This window comes from Butyrivibrio sp. XPD2002 (genome assembly GCF_000423945.1).
Lineage (GTDB): Bacteria > Bacillota > Clostridia > Lachnospirales > Lachnospiraceae > Butyrivibrio.
In genome coordinates, this window is sequence record NZ_AUIY01000035.1 from 1 (window position 1) to 19,109 (window position 19,109).

Consider the following 19,109-nt stretch of genomic DNA (forward strand, 5'->3'; position numbering starts at 1 on the left):
CCAATGTCATTAAGATAAGATGACGAACTAAGACCTCTATATCAGAAATGGTATAGGGTTCTTTTTTTTCTGCAAAAAAGCTTGACACCAAAGCTAAAAAGTGCGGCCGCTTTCGCTACTGATTATTTTTAGAGGTAGCGAAAGCGGCCCTTGAAATTAAGAGCAAATCTTATTTTCAAGGAGGGCACGTGTATGAGTCATTCAAAAACTGTCAAAAAAAGATTGCTATCCATCATTGATGAGATGGATAAGGTTCATTGGTTATTTACAAAGAACCCTGCATCGGATTTTAGTCGTACCAAGAAATGGTCATTTTCAGAGATGATGAAATTTATTATGGCTATGGAAGGTAAGGCTCTTAAAGATGAATTATTGGAGTATTTTGACTTTAGCAAAAACACCCCATCCAGCGCATCTTTTAACCAGCGTCGAGCACAGATTTTACCTGAAGCGTTTGAGTTTCTTTTCAATGAATTTACTCATGCAGTCTCAAAGCCTAAGCTTTATCAGGGATATCGTTTATTGGCATGTGACGGATCAGATTTAAACATTGCACATAATCCAAATGACGAAGCAACATACTTTCAATCATTGGCTGACTCAAAAGGCTTTAACCAGATTCACCTTAACGCTCTATATGATCTAAGAACAAAGACATATATAGATGCTATTATCCAACCATCACGAAAAGAAAATGAGTATAAAGCCATGTGTGACATGGTTGATCGGTATGATAGTGAAAATAAGGCAATCTTTATTGCGGATAGAGGATATGAGAGCTATAACATCTTTGCACATATCAGCGAAAAGCATCAGTTCTACCTTATTCGCGTGAAAGACCTTTATAGTAATGGAATTGTTGCTTCCGCCAAATCACTACTTCCTCAGGAAAAGGATGTCTTTGATGAGAACATTTCAATTACTTTAACAAGGAAACAGACCAAAGAAGTGAAGGCAGCTCCGGAAAAGTATCGAATAATCATGAAAGCAACACCCTTCGATTATCTGGATTTGTATGATAATAAGTTTTATGAAATAAACATGCGGATTGTCAGATTTCCTATATCCGAAGACAGCTATGAATGTATTATTACCAATCTTCCAAAAGATGAGTTCCCGCCAGAAAAGATTAAAGAACTCTATCATATGCGATGGGGAATAGAAACATCCTTTAGAGAACTGAAATACGCGGTTGGATTGGTAAACTTTCATGCAAAGAAGCTGAATTATATCAAGCAGGAAGTATGGGCCCGGATTATCCTTTATAACTTTTGTGAAGAGGTAACAATGCACACTATTGTGAGGCAAAGCTCCCGACATAAAAAGCATTCTTACCAGTTGAATTATACGCGAGCCATCCATATATGCCGTCATTTCCTATCCATAAAGAGAGAAGCTCCTACTGATGTAGAATATCTCATCAGTAAAGAGCTTCTTCCGGTCAGGCCCGGACGCAAAGACCCTCGCAAAGTCAAAGTCCAGACTGCCATAAGCTTTCTATACAGAGTAGCTTAATGAACTAATTATACTATTTATTGTGGCAGATAGACATCTGCTTGTTTGCCATGCCATAAAGAGATTGCTACCATCAAAAAAAGAGAACTGACCACCTTGTTAATTGGTATCAGTTCTCAATTCATTTTTCTCTGTCATCTTATCTTAATGACATTGGCAGATGGACCTACATCTATTTTCCTTACAGAGGCAAATGAGAATTACACAGACGAACTTCAAAAGTTCAAAGATGAAGTTATGGAAGCGGATAAGGACAGCGATGATCAGTTTGCAGGCTGCATGGGACTAAGGGATTGTGCTACTGCTAAGGAATGGATTGATATTTGCAATTTAAGGAAAAGTACCGAGACTTGCGAGAAGGCTGGTACAAAAGTGCCATCAACCACATATTTTGCGATAAGGGAAAGCGACAATAAGTTGGTAGGAGTGATAGACCTTCGCCATCATATAAATCATCCTATTTTGGCATCATGGGGAGGACACTGTGGATACTCCGTCAGACCTTCTGAAAGAGGAAAAGGATATGGAGCGGAAATGCTCAGGCTGAATGTAATTAGTGCCGGAAAATCAGGCATTGAGAAAATGCTTGTGGTATGCGATGAAGATAATGTTGCCAGCGAGAAGACGATACTTGCAAACGGGGGACAGCTCGAAAATATCATAGAAGTAGATGGCTGTAGGATGAAAAGGTATTGGATAAATACGTATGAAGATAAGACTATTTGATATAGATACTGATTTTGACACTATCAAAGACTGGGTTGCCGATGGGAGAACGCATGCCATGTGGAGTGCGAATCGCATGGTATACCCTCTTGATAGAACAAATCTGCAGCAGGTTTTAGCTGAGATGCTAGATAAATTTGAGGATAAACCATTTGTGGCAGTTGCAGATGATGGCAGCGTTGTAGGCTTCTATTGCTATTCATTTAATAATGACTCTAAGGAAGGGATGCTTAAGTTTATAGTTGTTGATCCGCAGTACAGAGGAAAAGGCATAGCAGAAGAGATGATAAGACTGGCGCTGACAGATGCTTTTGATAATCCTGATACGGATGAAGTACAGCTTAATGTTTTTTCAGAAAATGTTCGGGTCAAAAAGTTTTATGAAAAGATTGGATTTAAGGAGAGAAGAATAGTAGAGAATGCGTTTGCATATAAGGATGAATCATGGAATAGATGCAATATGGTGATTAGTTCAAAAATATTTAATCTGAAGCATGTTAGTTTCAAATAGTTTATGGAAAACAGAGTCTAAAAATAGGTCCTGAACTAACCTTGAAGCAAGAATTATGGGAAAAGACGCAAAGTTTAGGACAATCTAAGTAGCAGAATTACACGACAAAATAAAGGGGCAAAAGAAAGACGCGTAGTTTGGGGCAATCTAAGCGGCAGAATTACATGAAAAAAATCATAAGCAGATGAAAGACGCGTAGTCTAGGGGCAATCTAAGTAGCAAGATTACGCGACAAAATAAAGGGGCAAAAGAAAAACGTGTAGTTTGGGGCAATTTAAGTGGCAAAATTACTCGAGAAAAGCCAGAAGTTGAAGAAAAACACGTAGTCTAGGGCAATCTGAGTGTAAAGACTACATGACAAAATCAAGAAACAGAAGAGAGACACGTAGTATAACGGAAATCTAAACCGCAGGACTACTTTATAAAAACAATAACGATATTCAATTCATTGCGTTAGGTGAAGATCCCAAGGTATATAAATATATGGAACGTTGTAAAGGATAATCTTTTATTTTGCCATGCTTTATTTTGATAGTTATGTCATAACGATTTTTCTTATGCTATCATATATATGACGGAGGTGATGCAATGCCTTTAATAAGAGAAGAAATGAAAACTATAGATTATATATATGCACTGCCCGAAGGGGAACGTGCTGAATTAATTGATGGTGCTATTTATGATATGACTCCGCCTTCAGTAAATCACCAGCGGATTGCGCGTGAACTGTCTGCAGACTTAACGAATTATATACGGAAAAACAATGGAAAATGTGAAGTTTTTTTCGCTCCGTTTGCTGTGTTTTTGGGAAATGACGAATACAACTATGTTGAGCCGGATATTGCTGTAATCTGCGATAAAAACAAGATTGACGACAAAGGCTGTCATGGAGCGCCTGATTTTATTATCGAGATAGTCAGCCCTTCCAGCAGAAACATGGATTACATGATAAAACTGTTTAAATACAGAAGTGCCGGTGTTCGTGAATATTGGATTGTGGATCCTGATAAGCAAATGGTAAGAACCTATAATTTTATAAAGAACGAAACTGCAGAATTTACATTCAACGAGAGCATTCCGGTGGGAATATATCCGGGATTTGAATTGAAAATTAGTATGTGATCATACAGTAATAATTCCAAACTCCGGCTTATTTACCGCCGTTGTGCAAAAGAGTCCAAAATGCTACACTGTTAGTGGGTGTTTTGGGCTTTTGTATTGCGTGAAAATGCCTATTAAAACATTATATTATTTAACGAGGAGAATAGATTCAGAATGAAAATAGTTTACATGGGTACTCCGGATTTTTCGGTGCCACCCCTTGAAAAGATGCTAGAGGCCGGTCATGAGATAGTAGCAGTTGTTACACAGCCTGATAAGCCTAAGGGAAGAAGTGGAGAGCCAGCACCTTCACCGGTTAAGGAATGTGCACTGGGGCACGGACTTAAGATTCTGCAGCCCAAGAAGATAAGAGAGCCTGAGGTTGTATCTGAGCTTAAGACTCTTGGTGCAGACATATTTGTTGTGGCAGCATTTGGACAGATTCTCTCTCAGGAAGTTCTTGATATACCTAAGTTTGGATGCGTGAATATCCATGCATCATTACTTCCTAAATACAGAGGTGCTGCACCGATTCAGATGTGCATACTGAACGGTGACAAGACTACCGGAGTCACGATCATGCAGATGAATGCAGGAATGGATACAGGTGACATCCTGATAACCAAGGAGATTCCGATAGAGGAAGATGACACAGCAGGAACACTTTTTGATAAACTCATGTATCTTGGAGCTGATCTTATTGTAGAAGCACTTCCCAAGATTGAAAATGGCGAACTTACACCTACACCTCAGAATGATGCTGAGGCTACAAAGTGTGGAAAGATCAGTAAGGACATGGGCTGCATTAACTGGAGCGACTCAGCAGAGAAGATATCCTACCTTGTAAGAGGCATGAATCCCTGGCCCAGCGCATTCACAAAGCTTAACGGCAAGATGTTGAAAATCTGGAAAGCAAAAAAGGTAGCAGGAGAAGCTACAGGAGATGCCGGAACCGTTGCAGCTATATCAAAAGAAAGCTTCACAGTAAACACAGGAGAAGGCCTTCTGGAAATTACAGAATTACAGCTCGAAGGTAAAAAGCGTATGGCAACCTCAGCATTTCTTGTTGGATATAAACTCAATGCGGGAGACAACCTAGGCTAATTTCTTGAATCAGATAAATTAGGATACTTGAATCCTAAATCTCTTCATTGTGCCATCACATGATAGCTACTACAATTAAATTATATTACTTAATAAACGGAGGAGTTTGTATGTACAGATATGGATATTACGGAATTGATCCGACTTATATTTTGGTTTTGATTGGTGCGATACTTTGCGTTGCTGCAAGTGCGATGGTCAAGTCGACCTACAGCAAATATGCAAGAGTAAGAAGTATGTCGGGAATGACAGGAGCACAGGTCGCTACAGAGATACTTAGAAGAAACGGAATAACAGATGTGGCAGTAGTACATGTGCCGGGAGATCTGACGGACCACTATGATCCCAGGAACCACACGGTTAACCTCTCAGACAGCACATACGGATCTACGAGCGTTGCTGCCATAGGCGTTGCGACTCATGAGTGCGGGCACGTGCTTCAGCACTATAAGGGCTACATACCGATCAAGATCAGAACAGCTCTTGTACCTGCTGCTAACATTGGTTCAAAGCTTGGACTTCCTATCATCTTCCTGGGACTGATCATTGGCATGACACCCCTTGCAAGGATAGGAATCTGGGTATTTGCACTTGCTGTAGCTTTTCAGATTGTGACACTTCCCGTTGAGTTCGACGCATCTCACAGGGCACTTGTGATGCTTGGAGATTACGGCTTCCTTGCTAATGATGAGGTTGCTCTTTCACGAAAAGTTCTTACCGCAGCTGCACTTACATACGTTGCGTCAGCTGCTTCATCTATTTTGCAGCTTCTTCGCCTTATTTTAGTAGTTAACGGCGGAAGCAGAAACAGGAGGTAAGATGGCTGGGGAAATCAATGAAAGGCGCGTAGCGCTTGATATCCTTACTGAGATGGGTAAAAGCGAATCCCACCAGAAGGCCGTGATCAAGCTTGCGCTTAACAAGTATGATTATCTCGAGGCAAAGCAGAAATCCTTTATAAAATGTCTGGCGGAAGGAACGATTGAACGCCAGATTACGCTGGATTATGTCATAAGCCAGTTTTCCAAAACGCCTATAAAGAAGATGGCGAAGCCTATTCTGTATATTCTCAGAATGGGAGTGTACCAGATTCTCTATATGGACTCTGTGCCTGATTCAGCGGCGGTTAATGAAGCTGTTAAGCTCGCTCAAAAGCTTCATTTCATAGGGCTGAAGGGCTTTGTTAATGCTGTGCTTAGGAACGTATCAAGGAAAAAGGACGAGATCGTATGGCCTGATCCCGGCGAATCAACGGAATCAAGGGTTAGCTATCTCTCTGTAAAATACTCAGAGCCCGAGTGGCTTGCTGCTATGTTTATGGAGGAGTTTGGCTTTAAGCAGACTGCTGAGATATTCAAGTTTTTCTTAGAGCCAAGACCTGTAACTGTGAGATTTAGCAGCAGGTTCAGCGCAGAGCAGCTCCGAAGTATTCTGGCTAAGATGAAGAGTGCCAATAACGGCAATATCGTGATGAAGCCAAGTCCGCTTCTTCACTACGCAATGGACCTTTATCACACAGACAATATAAAGTACATCCCCGGATTTGAGGAGGGAGCCTTCATGGTTCAGGACATAAGCTCAATGCTTGTGACTGAAGTGGCTGAGCTTCACAAGGGAGATACGGTTATAGATGTGTGTGCTGCTCCCGGAGGTAAGAGCCTCCACGCAGCCGACGTACTCAGTAATACAGGAAAAGTCATATCAAGAGATATATCTGAAAATAAGTGCATTTTAATACGTGATAACATAACGAGAATGGGCTATACCAACGTTACTGTTCAGGAGTATGATGCAGAAAGGCACGATGCTTCACTGGAAAATAGAGCAGATGTGCTCTACTGCGACCTTCCCTGCTCAGGACTTGGTGTAATCGGAAGAAAGCCTGACATCAAGATGAACACAGACATGAATGCTATCATGAACCTTCAGCAGAAGCAGAGAAACATTCTGAACAGTGTCTGGAATTATGTTAAGCCGGGCGGAACGCTTATTTACAGCACCTGTACACTTTCTATTCAGGAAAATGAGGATAACTTCAGGTGGATACTTGATAACCTGCCATTTGAGGCGGTTAGTATAGTGGACAGACTCCCCGGAAAAATGAAGGAGATGCCAACAGCCGGTGCAGGCTATATTCGCATCATCCCCGGAGAGTTCGGAACAGATGGATTTTTCATAGCAAAGTTCAAACGTAAGGAAGAATGATGACAGATATTAAATCACTTACAAAAGAAGAATTAACAAATTTGGTTAAGGACATGGGGGAGCCCGGCTTTCGAGCCGGGCAGCTTTATGACTGGATGCACAAAAAGCAGGCAAGAAGCTTTGATGAGATGACAAATCTCTCTAAAAGCCTTAGAGAAAAGCTGAGCTCAGAGTGCAGTTATGTTTCCCTTAAGGTCGTAAGAGTTCAGGAATCAAAGCTCGATGGCACAAGAAAATACCTGTTTGAACTTCATGACGGAAACCTCATAGAGAGCGTTTTCATGAAGTATCGCTTTGGTAACAGTGTGTGCGTATCATCCCAGGTGGGATGTCGCATGGGCTGCCGTTTTTGCGCATCGACAATAGACGGCGTAGAGAGAAATCTTGAGCCTTCAGAGATCCTAGACCAGATATATGCCATAACAAGAGATACCGGTGAGAAGGTCTCAAGAGTAGTTGTGATGGGAAGTGGAGAGCCCCTTGATAACTACGACAACATCCTTAAGTTCATAAGGCTTCTCACAGATGAAAACGGGCTGAATCTAGGACAGAGGAATCTCACGATTTCAACCTGCGGAATAGTGCCCAACATGAAGCGCCTTGCAGATGAAAAGCTGCAGATAAACCTTGCAATATCGCTCCATGCGTCCAATCAGGCAAAGAGACAGGAGCTTATGCCTATCGCCAATAAATATTCGATAGATGAGCTTCTTGATGCCTGCAGATATTATTTTGACAAGACAGGAAGACAGCTTACCTTCGAGTACTCACTGGTGGGCGGAGTTAACGACACTGATGAGGATGCGGACGAGCTTGCGGATATTCTCGGTAAGCTTAACTGCGTCGTGAACCTCATTCCTGTCAATCCCATTAAGGAGAGAGACTTCGTGGAGAGTACCTCCGAGAGAGTCCAGGCCTTTAAGAAGAAGCTTGAAAAGCGCCATATCAACGCCACAGTCAGAAGAGAGATGGGCCGCGATATAGACGGCGCCTGCGGACAGCTTCGCAGAAGACATATAGCGGAAGAGAATTCATAACAGCAGGTGGAAACGCACTTTAGGAAAATCGTTTGCAATTGATTTACGTAAATCTCCTTGTTATACTGAATTAGTTAAAAATGTTTAAAGTATTTTCAGGTCAGTAAAAACAGGAGAATTATAATGGGAGTTAGTATAATCACAGATTCAGCAAGCGATATATCTCAGGAAACCGCCGCTAAATGGGGGATTACTGTTATACCCTTAAAGGTCAGATTCGGCGAAGAGGAGTTTCTTGACGGAGTTACTCTTCCCTATACCACGTTCTATGAAAGGCTTGTAGAAAGCGATACTCTGCCTAAGACAAGCCAGATTCCACCCTTTGAATATGAGGAAATTTTCCAAAAAGAAGTTGATAAGGGTAATGAAGTTGTTTACATAAGCCTTTCCTATGGAGTTTCAGGCTGCTATCAGAGCGCCTGCCTTGCTGCCGAGGAGGTAGGAGAGAAGGTTCATGTAATAGATTCTATGCAATTTTGTATTTCTCAGTATATAATTGTAGCCAGGGCTGTTGAACTTCGAGATGCAGGCAAAAGTGCATCTGAGATTGCTTCCATAATCGAAGAGGAAAAGAAGAGTGCCAGAGTCATCTCGGTTTTTGATACTCTCGAGTATTTAAAACTCGGCGGAAGAATATCAGCTGCAGCTGCTTTGGCGGGCGGTGTTCTTTCCATCAAACCCGTCATCACCATTGAAAACGGTGTGGTAGCTGTTGTCGGAAAAGCCAGAGGCTCCAAGAACGGCAACAATCTTCTTATGCAATTCATAGAAAAAAATGGCGGTATCGATTTTAGCAGACCAATATGTCTTGCATATTCCGGTCTATCGGATATAATGCTAAAGAAATATATTGAAGACAGTAAACACCTTTATGAGGGTAATTATAAAGGTGATGTGAGTGAAATACCGATTGCGCATGTAGGTGCGACCATAGGAACCTATGCGGGGCCCGGGGCGATCGCGTTTGCTTACTTTCATAATAAGTAATCAAAAGGAGATGGAAACATGAAACAGGCATTTGACAATGACAAATATCTTCAGATGCAGTCAGAGAAAATCCGCGAGAGAATTGGAAAGTTCGGCGGCAAGCTGTATATGGAGTTTGGAGGAAAACTTTTCGATGATTATCACGCATCAAGAGTTTTACCGGGATTCCAGCCGGATTCCAAGATCCGTATGCTCACTCAGCTCAAAGAGGATGTTGAGATTGTTATAGTCATTAACGCAGGAGATATCGAGAAAAATAAGGTTAGAGGAGACCTTGGTATCACCTATGATATGGACGTTCTTCGTCTCATCGATGCCTTTCATGGTTACGGATTGTACGTTGGTTCTGTAGTCCTTACACGCTATGACGGAACAGAGCAGGTTGTGGCTTATCAGAAGAAGCTCGAGGCTCTTGGCCTTAAGGTTTACAGACACTACTCAATCCCCGGATATCCTTCCAATATACCGCTTATCATCAGTGAAGAGGGTTATGGTAAGAACGAGTACATCGAGACCAAGCATTCACTTGTAGTCGTAACTGCACCCGGACCCGGAAGCGGAAAAATGGCTGTTTGTCTTTCACAGCTTTATCATGAAAACAGACACGGAGTTAAGGCCGGATACGCTAAATTCGAGACCTTCCCCATTTGGAATATACCGCTTCAGCACCCGGTTAACCTGGCGTACGAAGCAGCTACTGTAGACCTCGCTGATATGAACATGATCGATCCTTATCACCTTGAGGCTTACGGCGAGACCACAGTTAACTACAACCGTGATGTTGCAGTTTTCCCTGTGCTTAACACTATGTTCAAGGAGATTTACGGAGATTCTCCTTACAAGTCACCTACAGATATGGGTGTTAACATGGCCGGTAACTGTATCATTGATGATGAGGCAGCTCAGGCAGCAGGAAAACAGGAGATCATCAGACGTTATTACAAGGAACTCTGCGAGGTAAGAAAGGGTGAGAGCTCTCAGGACAGAGTAGATACCCTCGAGATCCTCATGCAGAAGGCAGGCTGCAGCATTCAGGACAGACCTGCAGTTGCGGCAGCTAACCTTAAGGCAGAGCTTACAGGAGCTCCCGCAGCAGCTATTGAGCTTCCTGACGGACAGGTTGTTACAGGAAAAACAAGTGCTCTCATGGGCGCAACCAGTGCAATGCTTATGAACGCTCTTAAGGTTATGGCGGGCGTTCCCGACGATATAGACTTAATCGCACCTTCAATCATCGAACCTATCCAGAATCTGAAGGTTCAGCAGCTGGGCGGACACAACCCTCATCTGCATGTAGGCGAGATCCTCATAGCACTCACTATCTGCGCTGCAACTGACGATCATGCCAAGGCTGCACTTGAGCAGGTTGATAAGCTTCGCGGACTTGAGGTTCACTCAACGGTTATCCTTTCCCCCGTTGATGAATCCACCTTCCACAAGCTCGGTGTCAACCTCACCTGCGAGCCTAAATATCAGACAAAGAAGCTGTTCCACGGCTGATTTGTTCATAATTTAATTGTAATATCGTAATAGATTTTTAACGAAAAAACATTTAATTCATAATGATTTAAGAGAATTATTAGAATTAAATGTTTTTTTGCGTGCTATAATAACCATATGGAACTAATGAATCGGCATGAGTTGGAGGCTTAGTATGAATCAGAGCTTATATGATGCTGTATTTTGTGTAGACGTAGGTGGTCAGAAAATCGATCCCTTCGCAGCAGCAACAGTTGATTTTGGAAAAGTTATCTCCGATATGAAGCTTGGCGGATATGCTATTACTTCCCTCAATGTTGCAGAGTTCATGGTTCTTCATCAGCTTGACGACATGAGGAAGTTCAAGAACCAGATCATTAGTGAGACCATGGAGATGGACAACCGCGAAGATTACTGCAGGGAAAAATATGGATTGTCCTTCAAGGACATACACGCTCTTGAACCTACATCAGACTTTGAGTTTGATATTAAGAGCGGACAGGTAATCCTGTTTCTTTCACATGATGCGCAGTATATGGAAGATGCTTATATGAAACTATTCGGGCAGGAACTCAACAAGTTCTGCCAGGAAACAGGATTTATGTATACGAAGCTCGGCGAGACTATTTGACTGTCTTGCTTATGCAATTTATTCCTCCTTTCCTTTCTAAATATTGTCACAAAGACGGCCTGACGAGAGTATACCTCCGCCGGGTCGACTTTTTGCGCGAAATGCAGAGCCATGCAGTAGAGATTGCATTTATGCTTGCATAAGAATGCAATCTCTACTATATGGCGAGCAACGCGAGCGAGGAAATGCTTGCATTTTCGAGCTTGCGTCTGCATTTTGCGAAAAAAAGATGCTCTTCCTTTGGCTTTCCTTATCGATTTGTGGCGCTTCGTGGGGCGTTGGCAAAGCATTTTCATCCGGTTTGCCAGGAATTCCCCGGATAGACTGACGTACTTGGGTAAGTTTACGGAGGCCATTCAGTCTGTGATAAGATTTGTTCGCGAATTGACGTAACTCCTACCGGAAGATTTAACCCGCAGATGGACCGGAAGGAGTGAATTAGCAGCTACAGACTGAACTCCATGTTTCAACCGTTAAGTCTATAAGTGTGATAACGAAGAACTGGTTGAATGGCACCTGGTAAATGGCTCAAGATATGAAGTCTGTAGGTAAAGATAAAGAAGAATTGGTTGAACAGCACTTGAAAAATGACTTAAGCCGATAAGTCTGCAGAGCGATAAAAAGGCACATAGACTGAACAGAGTCTGAAAAGCTATGCGGAAATGTGCAGGAGACTTAGCTTCGCGGGAGTACTATTCGGTTTTATGCACTGAAATACGCGAACAAATTTATACAGTCTTTATAAAATAATGCGACTTTCCGCCACACAAATTAACAAGCATTACACTATAAGAGGGTTGCCCGGCAGCCCTCTTATTATGTTACAGAAATAATGCTGAAATACGGCCTCGGTTTCCCTGATTTTGCGGTGAATACTGGGCTTTAACACGCTACCAACTTAACCGTTTTCGTTTCTTAAGATTTTCTTAAAAAAGGCTCCTGATTATTACATTTCACTTAATTATTTGCTACGATTATTCTAGTGTCGCCCTTGTTTTTTGTTTTGCATAAAGGAGGATTAAATATGCTAAATAGAGGAGATTGCGTTGTTTACGGTAACCATGGTCTTTGCGAGGTAAAGGATATTCTTGTTCCGGCTTTCCTCGAGAGAGGCAACGAAACACTCTACTACAGCATGGTATCCAGCATAGACAGCAAGGGGGTGCTCTATGTTCCGGTTGACGGAGCTGAGGAGAAGATGCGTGACGCTATTGATGCCGATGAGGCTGAGGAGCTTATCGATGAGATCGATGAGCTTGAGGTTTATGACATTCCTCAGGGAAAGAAGGCAGAGGCTGTTATTGTCGACGTTATCAAGAGAAATAAGGCTTCTGAGATGATGTGCCTTGTCAAGTCTCTTCGTCAGATCAAGGCTACCAGAGCCGCTGAGGGTAAGAAGTTCGCATCTATGGATGAGAAGTACCTCGGAATCGCTGAGAAGCTTCTTTATTCTGAGATGGCTTACTCCATGGAGTCCAAGCTTGACGCTATCAAGGAGCGTGTTACAAGCGAGCTTTCACAGCTTACTCTTGTATAATTTAATACTAAGTAATTGATTAAAAATAATTTAATATAGCTGAGATAAGGTGCCAAAAATAATTTTTGGCACCTTTATTTTTGCGAATTTATTTATCTGTAAAAATTATTCCTGACCGTTTCCCCTGAACTCAATAGGTGTTACGCCAAAGCTCTTTTTAAAGAGCCTTGTGAAATAGGAGTAGTTATCGTAGCCCACGTACTGGGAGATGTCGTGGATAGGGTAATCGGACTCTGTTAAAAGCTCCTTCGCAAGGGACAGTCTCTTTTCAATCACATAATTTTTGTAGCTCATGCCTGTCTCTTTCTTGAAGATTTTTGTAATGTAATCAGGGTCAAAGAAGAACATGACAGAGAGCTGCTCGCGGCTTATATCCTCGCGGAAATGCTCATCCACATACTTAAGAAGTGCCTTGATGTTGGATTCGTTTTCTGCAGAATCCGTGGGTATTTCCGGAATGGAAGATGTCTTTGCAGCCTCGGCTTCCTGTATCCTTTGTGCCTCGGACAGAGCTTTTTTTATTATCCTTGTAAGCTCTGCATAATCAATTGGCTTTAGGAAGTAGTGGAAGCTCTTTAGCTCAATTGCCTTCTGGGCATAGGAAAAATCCGCATAATTAGTAAGGAAAATCGTGGGCACGGGATTTTCCTGTTCGCGAAGATAGGAGAGGAGATCAAGACCTGACCCATGTGGCATATCAATGTCACTAAGGAGAAGGTCTATTTTATTATCCTGCATTATCTCTTTTGCGGTATTTATATTATTGGCTGTGAAAACCCCGGTTATTCCCAGGCTTTCCCAGGCTATTCCCTTTTGCAGGGCCGCTATAACAAAGCGGTCATCATCAACAAGCAGAACTTGCATTATGGTTATTCCTTTCTGGGAATCCTTATAACAACGGCGGCACCTCCGGCCGTGCTGTTTTCAAGATAAAATTCAAAGTCGTCACCATATAGGAGCTTAAGTCTTCGGATACAGTTGGTTATGCCTATATGGGAGCCACTGTCTGTGGTGAGGTATTCGCCGTTACTGATCTTCGTGATGACCTCCTCAGGGAATCCCTGACCGTTATCCTTTATACATATTTCGATGTAATCGGCATCATTCTTTACGTAGTCACTTCCTGTTATGGAGATCTGCAGGCTGTCACCTGCGGGCTCTGCGTACTTTATGATGTTCTCCACGAAGGTAATAAGAAGGAGCGGCGGAATCATCACATCCATGTATTTGTCATCGATATCGCAGCTGTATTCTATGTTCTCAGAAAGGCGCATCATCTGGATATCAAGGTAGTCCTCGGTGTGGGCAATCTCACTGCTAAGTGGCACAAAGTCCTTATCTGCCTGGAAGAGGTATCTGAAGTACTTGGAAGTAAACTGCAGCATTTTCTGGGCTGCGGATACATCACCGAGACTCAGCATACTGTCGATTGTTGTGAGGCAGTTTAAGTAAAAGTGCGGCTTTATCTGCTGCTGAAGGAAGTGAATCCTGAATTTATTCTGATCAAGCTCTGCCTCGTAGACGTTGATCCTGAGCCTTGTTATCTCATGGATGAGGCTCTTGAACTGGTCATTTATCTGGTTTAATTCCTGCATCTTGCTATCTGTCAGATCGAGGTTTGCTGACTCTGCATCTGACAGAGAATCCATTCTGGACAGATTGCTTGAAAAGATCTTTATGGGCAGTATGACCTTTTTATAGGTGGCAAGTATGTAGCTGCCCATTATAAGGCTAAGAGCAAGGGCCGCCAGAAATACCAAAAACTGCAGCAGGAAGATTTTTCCGTAATTACCCAGCATGTCTGATTCAATAACGAGGGTGAAGGGTAGGCCTGCGTCCTCTCCGCGAAAATGCAGCTCGTTGTAGTAATGCTTAAGGAGCCCCTCGGGACTTGTAGCACTCTGATAATAGGTGTTGCCATCAAGACTCTGGAACTTGATATTTCCATGGGAGCCAAGGTTTATGTTAGAGAGCGGAGCCAGGATATCCTCGATTGAAACAAGGGATACAAAGGTGCGGTGCCTATAGGTTATGGAGTAGTACAGATAGGTTTTTCCTCCTATTACGCTTGGCATCCATGAAAAGCCTTCTGTATTATCCACGTTTTCAAAATCATCTATGACCTTCTTTTTTATCTTCTTATAGGTCTCGTAGTCCACTGTGAGCTCCGAGGCATTTATGAAAATGTCCCCCTCGTCCCAGTAGAAAAAGTACATAAATTCAGAGCCTGTAGAGTACTGCATATCGCTAACCCTAAGGCGCAGGTCATTGCCAGCCTGTCTGAAATCCCCCACATGTCCGTCTGTCTTGAAGGGATCAAGGATGGGATCGTGAACAACGGTCCACTGAACGAAGTGGGCTATTGCATCAAGCCGGTGGCTCAGATCGGTTTGATAAATGGTTATGGCATTTTCCAGTGACAGATTATTTTGTCTTCTTATTTCCCAAAAAGAGAACCCGCTTACGAACATAAAAATGATCACAACAGGTATCGCTGTCCATAGAGTTTTCCTTAAAATCTGCACCACCGGATATGCTGTGGTTCTTCTTGCGTTTTTCATAACTTCATTATAATTAAAAGATTTTCATACGACCACCGTTTTTGGTTTCCTGTTCGGAAAAGTGCTATCCATAAATCTGAAAAGTGCTATTTTTGATTTTTTAAAAAATATAAGATTTGTACTTGTAAGGAGGAACACAAAAAACATGAAAGAAAAAATTCTAAAAAATTTCAAAAAGTATTATCAGCTATACTTGTTACTTTTGCCCTCGGCAATTTTACTGTTTTGCTTTGCGTACCTGCCAATGGTGGGAATCATTATAGCTTTTCAAAATTTTTCACCGGCACTTGGAATACTCGGAAGTCCCTTTGTGGGAATGAAAAACTTCATCCAGTACTTCAAGTCATATCAGTTTACGGTGACTATCAAAAATACATTACTTCTTAGCTTGTACAGCATAGTGGTAGGCTTCCCCCTTCCGATCCTGCTTGCACTTATGTGTAACCAGATGAAGACCAAGATGTTTAAAAAGGTCTTCCAGGTTGTGACCTACCTTCCGCATTTCATATCAACAATGGTAATGTGCGGACTTGTACTGATCTTCCTGTCACCCAGCAGCGGACTTTTCGCCAATCTGTTCAGACTGTTCGGGCAGGAGTTCCCCAACGTGATGTCAAGTGCAGGCGCCTTCAAGCACGTGTATGTGTGGAGTGACATCTGGCAGCATCTCGGCTGGGACAGCATCATCTATCTGGCGGCTCTTGCAGGAATCGATCCTACATATTACGAGGCAGCAACAGTGGATGGAGCCAGCACCCTGCAGAAGATAAGATACATCGACATTCCAATGATAATGCCCACAGCCATGGTACTTCTCATCATGAGAGCCGGAAGCATCCTGGGTATAGGTTTTGAAAAGGTATTCCTTCTTCAGAATGTACAGAACATTATGAGCAGTGAGATCATTTCAACCTATGTTTACAAAATGGGTATGCAGAGTATGCAGTACAGCCTCTCAACAGCGATTGGTCTGTTCAATACGGTAGTAAATGTAATTGTGCTTCTTCTTGTTAACTTCTTTGCGAAGAAGCTGACAGACAGCAGTTTGTTCTAAATGGAGGTACCCATGGAAAATATATTAAAACTGGAAGCGGATGCTTCCCCAAAAATAAAAAAGAAAAGCAAATTCACACAGGACAATATGGTAAACATCCTGTTTCACCTGATAGCAGTTTTGATGATCATCGCGGTCATTTATCCTTTATGGTTTGTAATCATTGCGTCCTTTAGTAATCCGGCGGATGTAGCAAATGGTAAGGTCTGGATATGGCCCAAGGTTATAGATGTAAGGGGATACCAAAAGCTCTTCGAGCAGAGTCAGATCTGGAAGAGTTACTGGAATACCATTTTATATACCTTCACCGGCACTGCGGTTGCTCTGTTCGTTAATATCACTGCCGGATATGCAATGTCAAGAAAGGACCTGCCCGGAAGAAAATGGATCAACATTTTCTACCTTATACCAATGTTCGTTGGTGGCGGGCTTATCCCTACCTACCTTGTAGTAAAACAGTTTGGTCTTCTTGATAGTTTCCTCGTTATGGTACTTCCATTTGCGGTATCCACTTACAACATCATCGTAGCGAGGACATTTTTCCAGAACTCTCTGCCTGAGTCCCTCTGGGAGGCAGCGCAGATTGATGGCTGCAGCACAATGAGATACTTCATTCAGTTCGCTGTGCCTCTGTCCAAGGCGGTAATCGCCGTAGTCGGACTCTGGACAGCGGTAGGTCTCTGGAATTCATGGTTTAACGCACTTATTTATCTGCAAAACGAAGACCTGATACCGTTGCAGCTTCTTCTGAGGAGAATCCTCATTTCCAATGAGTCACTCCTTGGGGCAGCGACAGGAACAATGGCTCAGGAATTGAGACAGCTTTCAGACATGATGAAATATGCTTCAATTGTGGTTTCTACATTGCCGATCATGGCCCTGTATCCGTTCTTACAAAAGTACTTCAATCAGGGCGTAATGATAGGAGCAGTGAAGGGATAAAGAACATTACAAAGGTTAAGTAATACTGCCATTCTTCATGACAAATATTTCGACAATTATTAGCCTTTAGTAATACAATTTTTTTAAGAGAAGGAGAAATGAAATGAGAAAGAAACTTAAAATGACAGCAGGGGTACTTGCACTTACAACAGTACTGGCAGCTTGTGGTCAGAGCGCAGAGGTTAATACAGCCGGAACAGAGAGTTCACAGGCTGAGAGCTCAGTAAGTACCGATTCGGCAGATGCAAGTTCAGGTTCAGCTTACGAAGTTGCTACAGTAAGATGGGCAGACTGGGGTGAGGATTATCACACGGGTTTTCCCGACGCCGCTGCAAGCGAGGCAGGAATTTCCGTAGCATGGGACACCATTCTCAATTCAGACTGGGCAGATAAGAAGGCTGTACTTCTTGCAGGTGGTGACCTTCCGGATGCATTCATGGGATCAATCTGCTTTTCAGAATCAGATATCCTTACAAATACAGGTTCATTTATCGCACTTGATGACTACATCGATGAGTATATGCCCAATTTCAAGGCTATCATCGAGAGCGATCCTACAATGAAGGCACTTGCAACATCAGCAGACGGCCACATCTACGGTCTTCCCTCCAAGAAGCCCTGCAGACCTACAGTTGCAAACCAGATGTTCATCAACAAGCAGTGGCTCGATAACCTCGGCCTTGAGGTTCCTACAACCTATGAAGAGTTTGAGAACGTTCTTACAGCCTTCAAGGAGCAGGATGCTAACGGCAACGGCGATCCTACAGATGAGATTCCCTTCGGCCAGGGTTATGCAGATTCAGTTATGTTCTTCTGTCTTCCCTTCGGAACAACCATCGGTGCTGACGGCACATACATGATGGCTATTCAGAACGGCGAGCCTGTTTACCTTCCTGTAACAGAAGGATATAAGAGTGGTATTGAGTGGATGCACGACTGCTTCGAGAAGGGACTTATCGATCCTGAGCTTTTCACAGAGGATTCCTCAATGCGTGATGCCAAGCTCATGAACGAGACTCCTATCGTAGGCGCAGCTCCCGGATGGACAGCAGATTCTACATTCGGTGCAAACGCAGATCAGTACATTGCACTTCCTGCACTTGCAGGTCCTGAGGGTGAGGGCTACATCTCATCTGATCCTGAGCACTGGAACTACAGCAGATATGAGTTCGTTGTAACTTCTTCCTGTGAGAATCCCGGTCCCCTTCTTTCTTGGGTTGACAAGTTCTACACAGAGGATGCTTCAATCCAGAACTTCTATGGCTCATTCGGTGTTGGTACAGAGAAGAACGATGCAGATGGAACATACACAGTACTTGAGCCCCAGGATGGCAACTCAGCTGATACCTTTGCATGGATCCAGTCCCTTCGTGACTTTGGTCCCAAGTATGTAAAGGAGGGCTTCAACGATAAGGTTAACTACGCTGCAGAAAACGGCGACGCATCTAAGCTTGCTCTTGATAAGGAGCTTGGAAAATACGCTAAGGAAGCATTCCCTAACGTAAGTTACACAACAGATCAGCTGAACACACTTGCAACACTCTTCACAGACCTTGATGCTTATGTTGCTTCTAACCAGGCTACATGGGTAACTGAGGGCGGAATTGATGAACAGTGGGATAATTATGTTAAAACATTGGAAACAATGGGTTATAATGACTTTATCCAGATTCAGCAGGATGCTTACAATACTTACAATGCTAATAAATAATTTTTGAG

General features: G+C 42.8%; 17 protein-coding genes. 15 read left to right on the forward strand and 2 right to left on the reverse strand.

Annotation, left to right across the window (positions count from 1 at the left end; all coding sequences use genetic code 11):
• Window positions 1–192: 192 nt before the first annotated feature.
• The 12 genes from G587_RS0115115 to G587_RS0115170 all read left to right on the forward strand — a co-directional run bounded on the left by G587_RS0115115 (window position 193) and on the right by G587_RS0115170 (window position 12,833).
• Window positions 193–1,515: an IS4 family transposase gene (locus G587_RS0115115; protein WP_026492793.1), complete on the forward strand. Its 1,323-nt coding sequence runs from the start codon at window positions 193–195 to the stop codon at window positions 1,513–1,515.
• A gap of 147 nt (window positions 1,516–1,662) precedes the next feature.
• Window positions 1,663–2,241, forward strand: coding sequence for a GNAT family N-acetyltransferase (locus G587_RS0115120; protein ID WP_051201078.1), 579 nt, complete (start codon window positions 1,663–1,665; stop codon window positions 2,239–2,241).
• On the forward strand, window positions 2,222–2,752 hold the full coding sequence (locus tag G587_RS0115125) for a GNAT family N-acetyltransferase (protein ID WP_026492949.1): 531 nt from the start codon (window positions 2,222–2,224) through the stop codon (window positions 2,750–2,752). The genes G587_RS0115120 and G587_RS0115125 overlap by 20 nt, the downstream gene beginning before the upstream one ends.
• A gap of 588 nt (window positions 2,753–3,340) precedes the next feature.
• Window positions 3,341–3,874: a Uma2 family endonuclease gene (locus tag G587_RS0115130; protein ID WP_026492950.1), complete on the forward strand. Its 534-nt coding sequence runs from the start codon at window positions 3,341–3,343 to the stop codon at window positions 3,872–3,874.
• 153 nt (window positions 3,875–4,027) lie between these two features.
• On the forward strand, window positions 4,028–4,957 hold the full coding sequence (gene fmt / locus G587_RS0115135; RefSeq protein ID WP_026492951.1) for a methionyl-tRNA formyltransferase: 930 nt from the start codon (window positions 4,028–4,030) through the stop codon (window positions 4,955–4,957).
• A 110-nt stretch (window positions 4,958–5,067) separates the two neighbouring features.
• Window positions 5,068–5,775, forward strand: coding sequence for a zinc metallopeptidase (locus G587_RS0115140; RefSeq protein ID WP_026492952.1), 708 nt, complete (start codon window positions 5,068–5,070; stop codon window positions 5,773–5,775).
• A gap of 1 nt (window position 5,776) precedes the next feature.
• Entirely contained in the window at window positions 5,777–7,162 is a 1,386-nt protein-coding gene (gene rsmB / locus G587_RS0115145; protein WP_026492953.1) for a 16S rRNA (cytosine(967)-C(5))-methyltransferase RsmB, read from the forward strand.
• Window positions 7,159–8,199 carry a 23S rRNA (adenine(2503)-C(2))-methyltransferase RlmN gene (rlmN, locus tag G587_RS0115150; RefSeq protein ID WP_026492954.1) on the forward strand — a complete coding sequence of 347 codons (1,041 nt, stop codon included), beginning with the start codon at window positions 7,159–7,161 and terminating at the stop codon, window positions 8,197–8,199. The genes rsmB and rlmN overlap by 4 nt, the downstream gene beginning before the upstream one ends.
• Before the next feature lie 123 nt (window positions 8,200–8,322).
• Entirely contained in the window at window positions 8,323–9,186 is an 864-nt protein-coding gene (locus tag G587_RS0115155) for a DegV family protein (protein ID WP_026492955.1), read from the forward strand.
• Window positions 9,187–9,204: 18 nt separating this feature from the next.
• On the forward strand, window positions 9,205–10,686 hold the full coding sequence (locus G587_RS0115160) for a DUF1846 domain-containing protein (RefSeq protein ID WP_026492956.1): 1,482 nt from the start codon (window positions 9,205–9,207) through the stop codon (window positions 10,684–10,686).
• A gap of 154 nt (window positions 10,687–10,840) precedes the next feature.
• Window positions 10,841–11,296, forward strand: a complete 456-nt coding sequence (locus tag G587_RS0115165; protein WP_026492957.1) for a hypothetical protein — start codon at window positions 10,841–10,843, stop codon at window positions 11,294–11,296.
• 1,024 nt (window positions 11,297–12,320) lie between these two features.
• Complete coding sequence (locus tag G587_RS0115170) at window positions 12,321–12,833, forward strand: CarD family transcriptional regulator (protein ID WP_026492958.1); 513 nt, start codon at window positions 12,321–12,323, stop codon at window positions 12,831–12,833.
• Between the two features lie 105 nt (window positions 12,834–12,938).
• Here G587_RS0115170 and G587_RS0115175 read toward each other — a convergent pair whose 3' ends face one another.
• Window positions 12,939–13,697, reverse strand: coding sequence for a response regulator transcription factor (locus tag G587_RS0115175; RefSeq protein WP_026492959.1), 759 nt, complete (start codon window positions 13,695–13,697; stop codon window positions 12,939–12,941).
• A 5-nt stretch (window positions 13,698–13,702) separates the two neighbouring features.
• Window positions 13,703–15,394 (reverse strand): sensor histidine kinase, encoded by a 1,692-nt coding sequence (locus tag G587_RS0115180; protein ID WP_026492960.1) that lies wholly within the window; start codon window positions 15,392–15,394, stop codon window positions 13,703–13,705.
• Between the two features lie 145 nt (window positions 15,395–15,539).
• Between G587_RS0115180 and G587_RS0115185 the strand changes: the two genes are divergently transcribed.
• From G587_RS0115185 to G587_RS0115195, 3 genes are all read left to right on the forward strand, one after another.
• Window positions 15,540–16,448 carry an ABC transporter permease gene (locus G587_RS0115185; protein ID WP_026492961.1) on the forward strand — a complete coding sequence of 303 codons (909 nt, stop codon included), beginning with the start codon at window positions 15,540–15,542 and terminating at the stop codon, window positions 16,446–16,448.
• Between the two features lie 12 nt (window positions 16,449–16,460).
• The gene (locus G587_RS0115190) at window positions 16,461–17,390 is read left to right on the forward strand and encodes a carbohydrate ABC transporter permease (RefSeq protein WP_242830097.1); all 930 of its coding nucleotides are present in this window, start codon (window positions 16,461–16,463) and stop codon (window positions 17,388–17,390) included.
• A gap of 103 nt (window positions 17,391–17,493) precedes the next feature.
• On the forward strand, window positions 17,494–19,101 hold the full coding sequence (locus tag G587_RS0115195; RefSeq protein WP_026492963.1) for an extracellular solute-binding protein: 1,608 nt from the start codon (window positions 17,494–17,496) through the stop codon (window positions 19,099–19,101).
• Window positions 19,102–19,109: the final 8 nt, after the last annotated feature.

Coding starts and splice junctions, on each gene's coding strand:
- G587_RS0115115 (WP_026492793.1), top strand. CDS start 193: ATGAGTCATTCAAAAACTGTCAAAAAAAGATTGCTATCCATCATTGAT.
- G587_RS0115120 (WP_051201078.1), top strand. CDS start 1,663: ATGACATTGGCAGATGGACCTACATCTATTTTCCTTACAGAGGCAAAT.
- G587_RS0115125 (WP_026492949.1), top strand. CDS start 2,222: ATGAAGATAAGACTATTTGATATAGATACTGATTTTGACACTATCAAA.
- G587_RS0115130 (WP_026492950.1), top strand. CDS start 3,341: ATGCCTTTAATAAGAGAAGAAATGAAAACTATAGATTATATATATGCA.
- fmt (WP_026492951.1), top strand. CDS start 4,028: ATGAAAATAGTTTACATGGGTACTCCGGATTTTTCGGTGCCACCCCTT.
- G587_RS0115140 (WP_026492952.1), top strand. CDS start 5,068: ATGTACAGATATGGATATTACGGAATTGATCCGACTTATATTTTGGTT.
- rsmB (WP_026492953.1), top strand. CDS start 5,777: ATGGCTGGGGAAATCAATGAAAGGCGCGTAGCGCTTGATATCCTTACT.
- rlmN (WP_026492954.1), top strand. CDS start 7,159: ATGATGACAGATATTAAATCACTTACAAAAGAAGAATTAACAAATTTG.
- G587_RS0115155 (WP_026492955.1), top strand. CDS start 8,323: ATGGGAGTTAGTATAATCACAGATTCAGCAAGCGATATATCTCAGGAA.
- G587_RS0115160 (WP_026492956.1), top strand. CDS start 9,205: ATGAAACAGGCATTTGACAATGACAAATATCTTCAGATGCAGTCAGAG.
- G587_RS0115165 (WP_026492957.1), top strand. CDS start 10,841: ATGAATCAGAGCTTATATGATGCTGTATTTTGTGTAGACGTAGGTGGT.
- G587_RS0115170 (WP_026492958.1), top strand. CDS start 12,321: ATGCTAAATAGAGGAGATTGCGTTGTTTACGGTAACCATGGTCTTTGC.
- G587_RS0115175 (WP_026492959.1), bottom strand. CDS start 13,697: ATGCAAGTTCTGCTTGTTGATGATGACCGCTTTGTTATAGCGGCCCTG.
- G587_RS0115180 (WP_026492960.1), bottom strand. CDS start 15,394: ATGAAAAACGCAAGAAGAACCACAGCATATCCGGTGGTGCAGATTTTA.
- G587_RS0115185 (WP_026492961.1), top strand. CDS start 15,540: ATGAAAGAAAAAATTCTAAAAAATTTCAAAAAGTATTATCAGCTATAC.
- G587_RS0115190 (WP_242830097.1), top strand. CDS start 16,461: ATGGAAAATATATTAAAACTGGAAGCGGATGCTTCCCCAAAAATAAAA.
- G587_RS0115195 (WP_026492963.1), top strand. CDS start 17,494: ATGAGAAAGAAACTTAAAATGACAGCAGGGGTACTTGCACTTACAACA.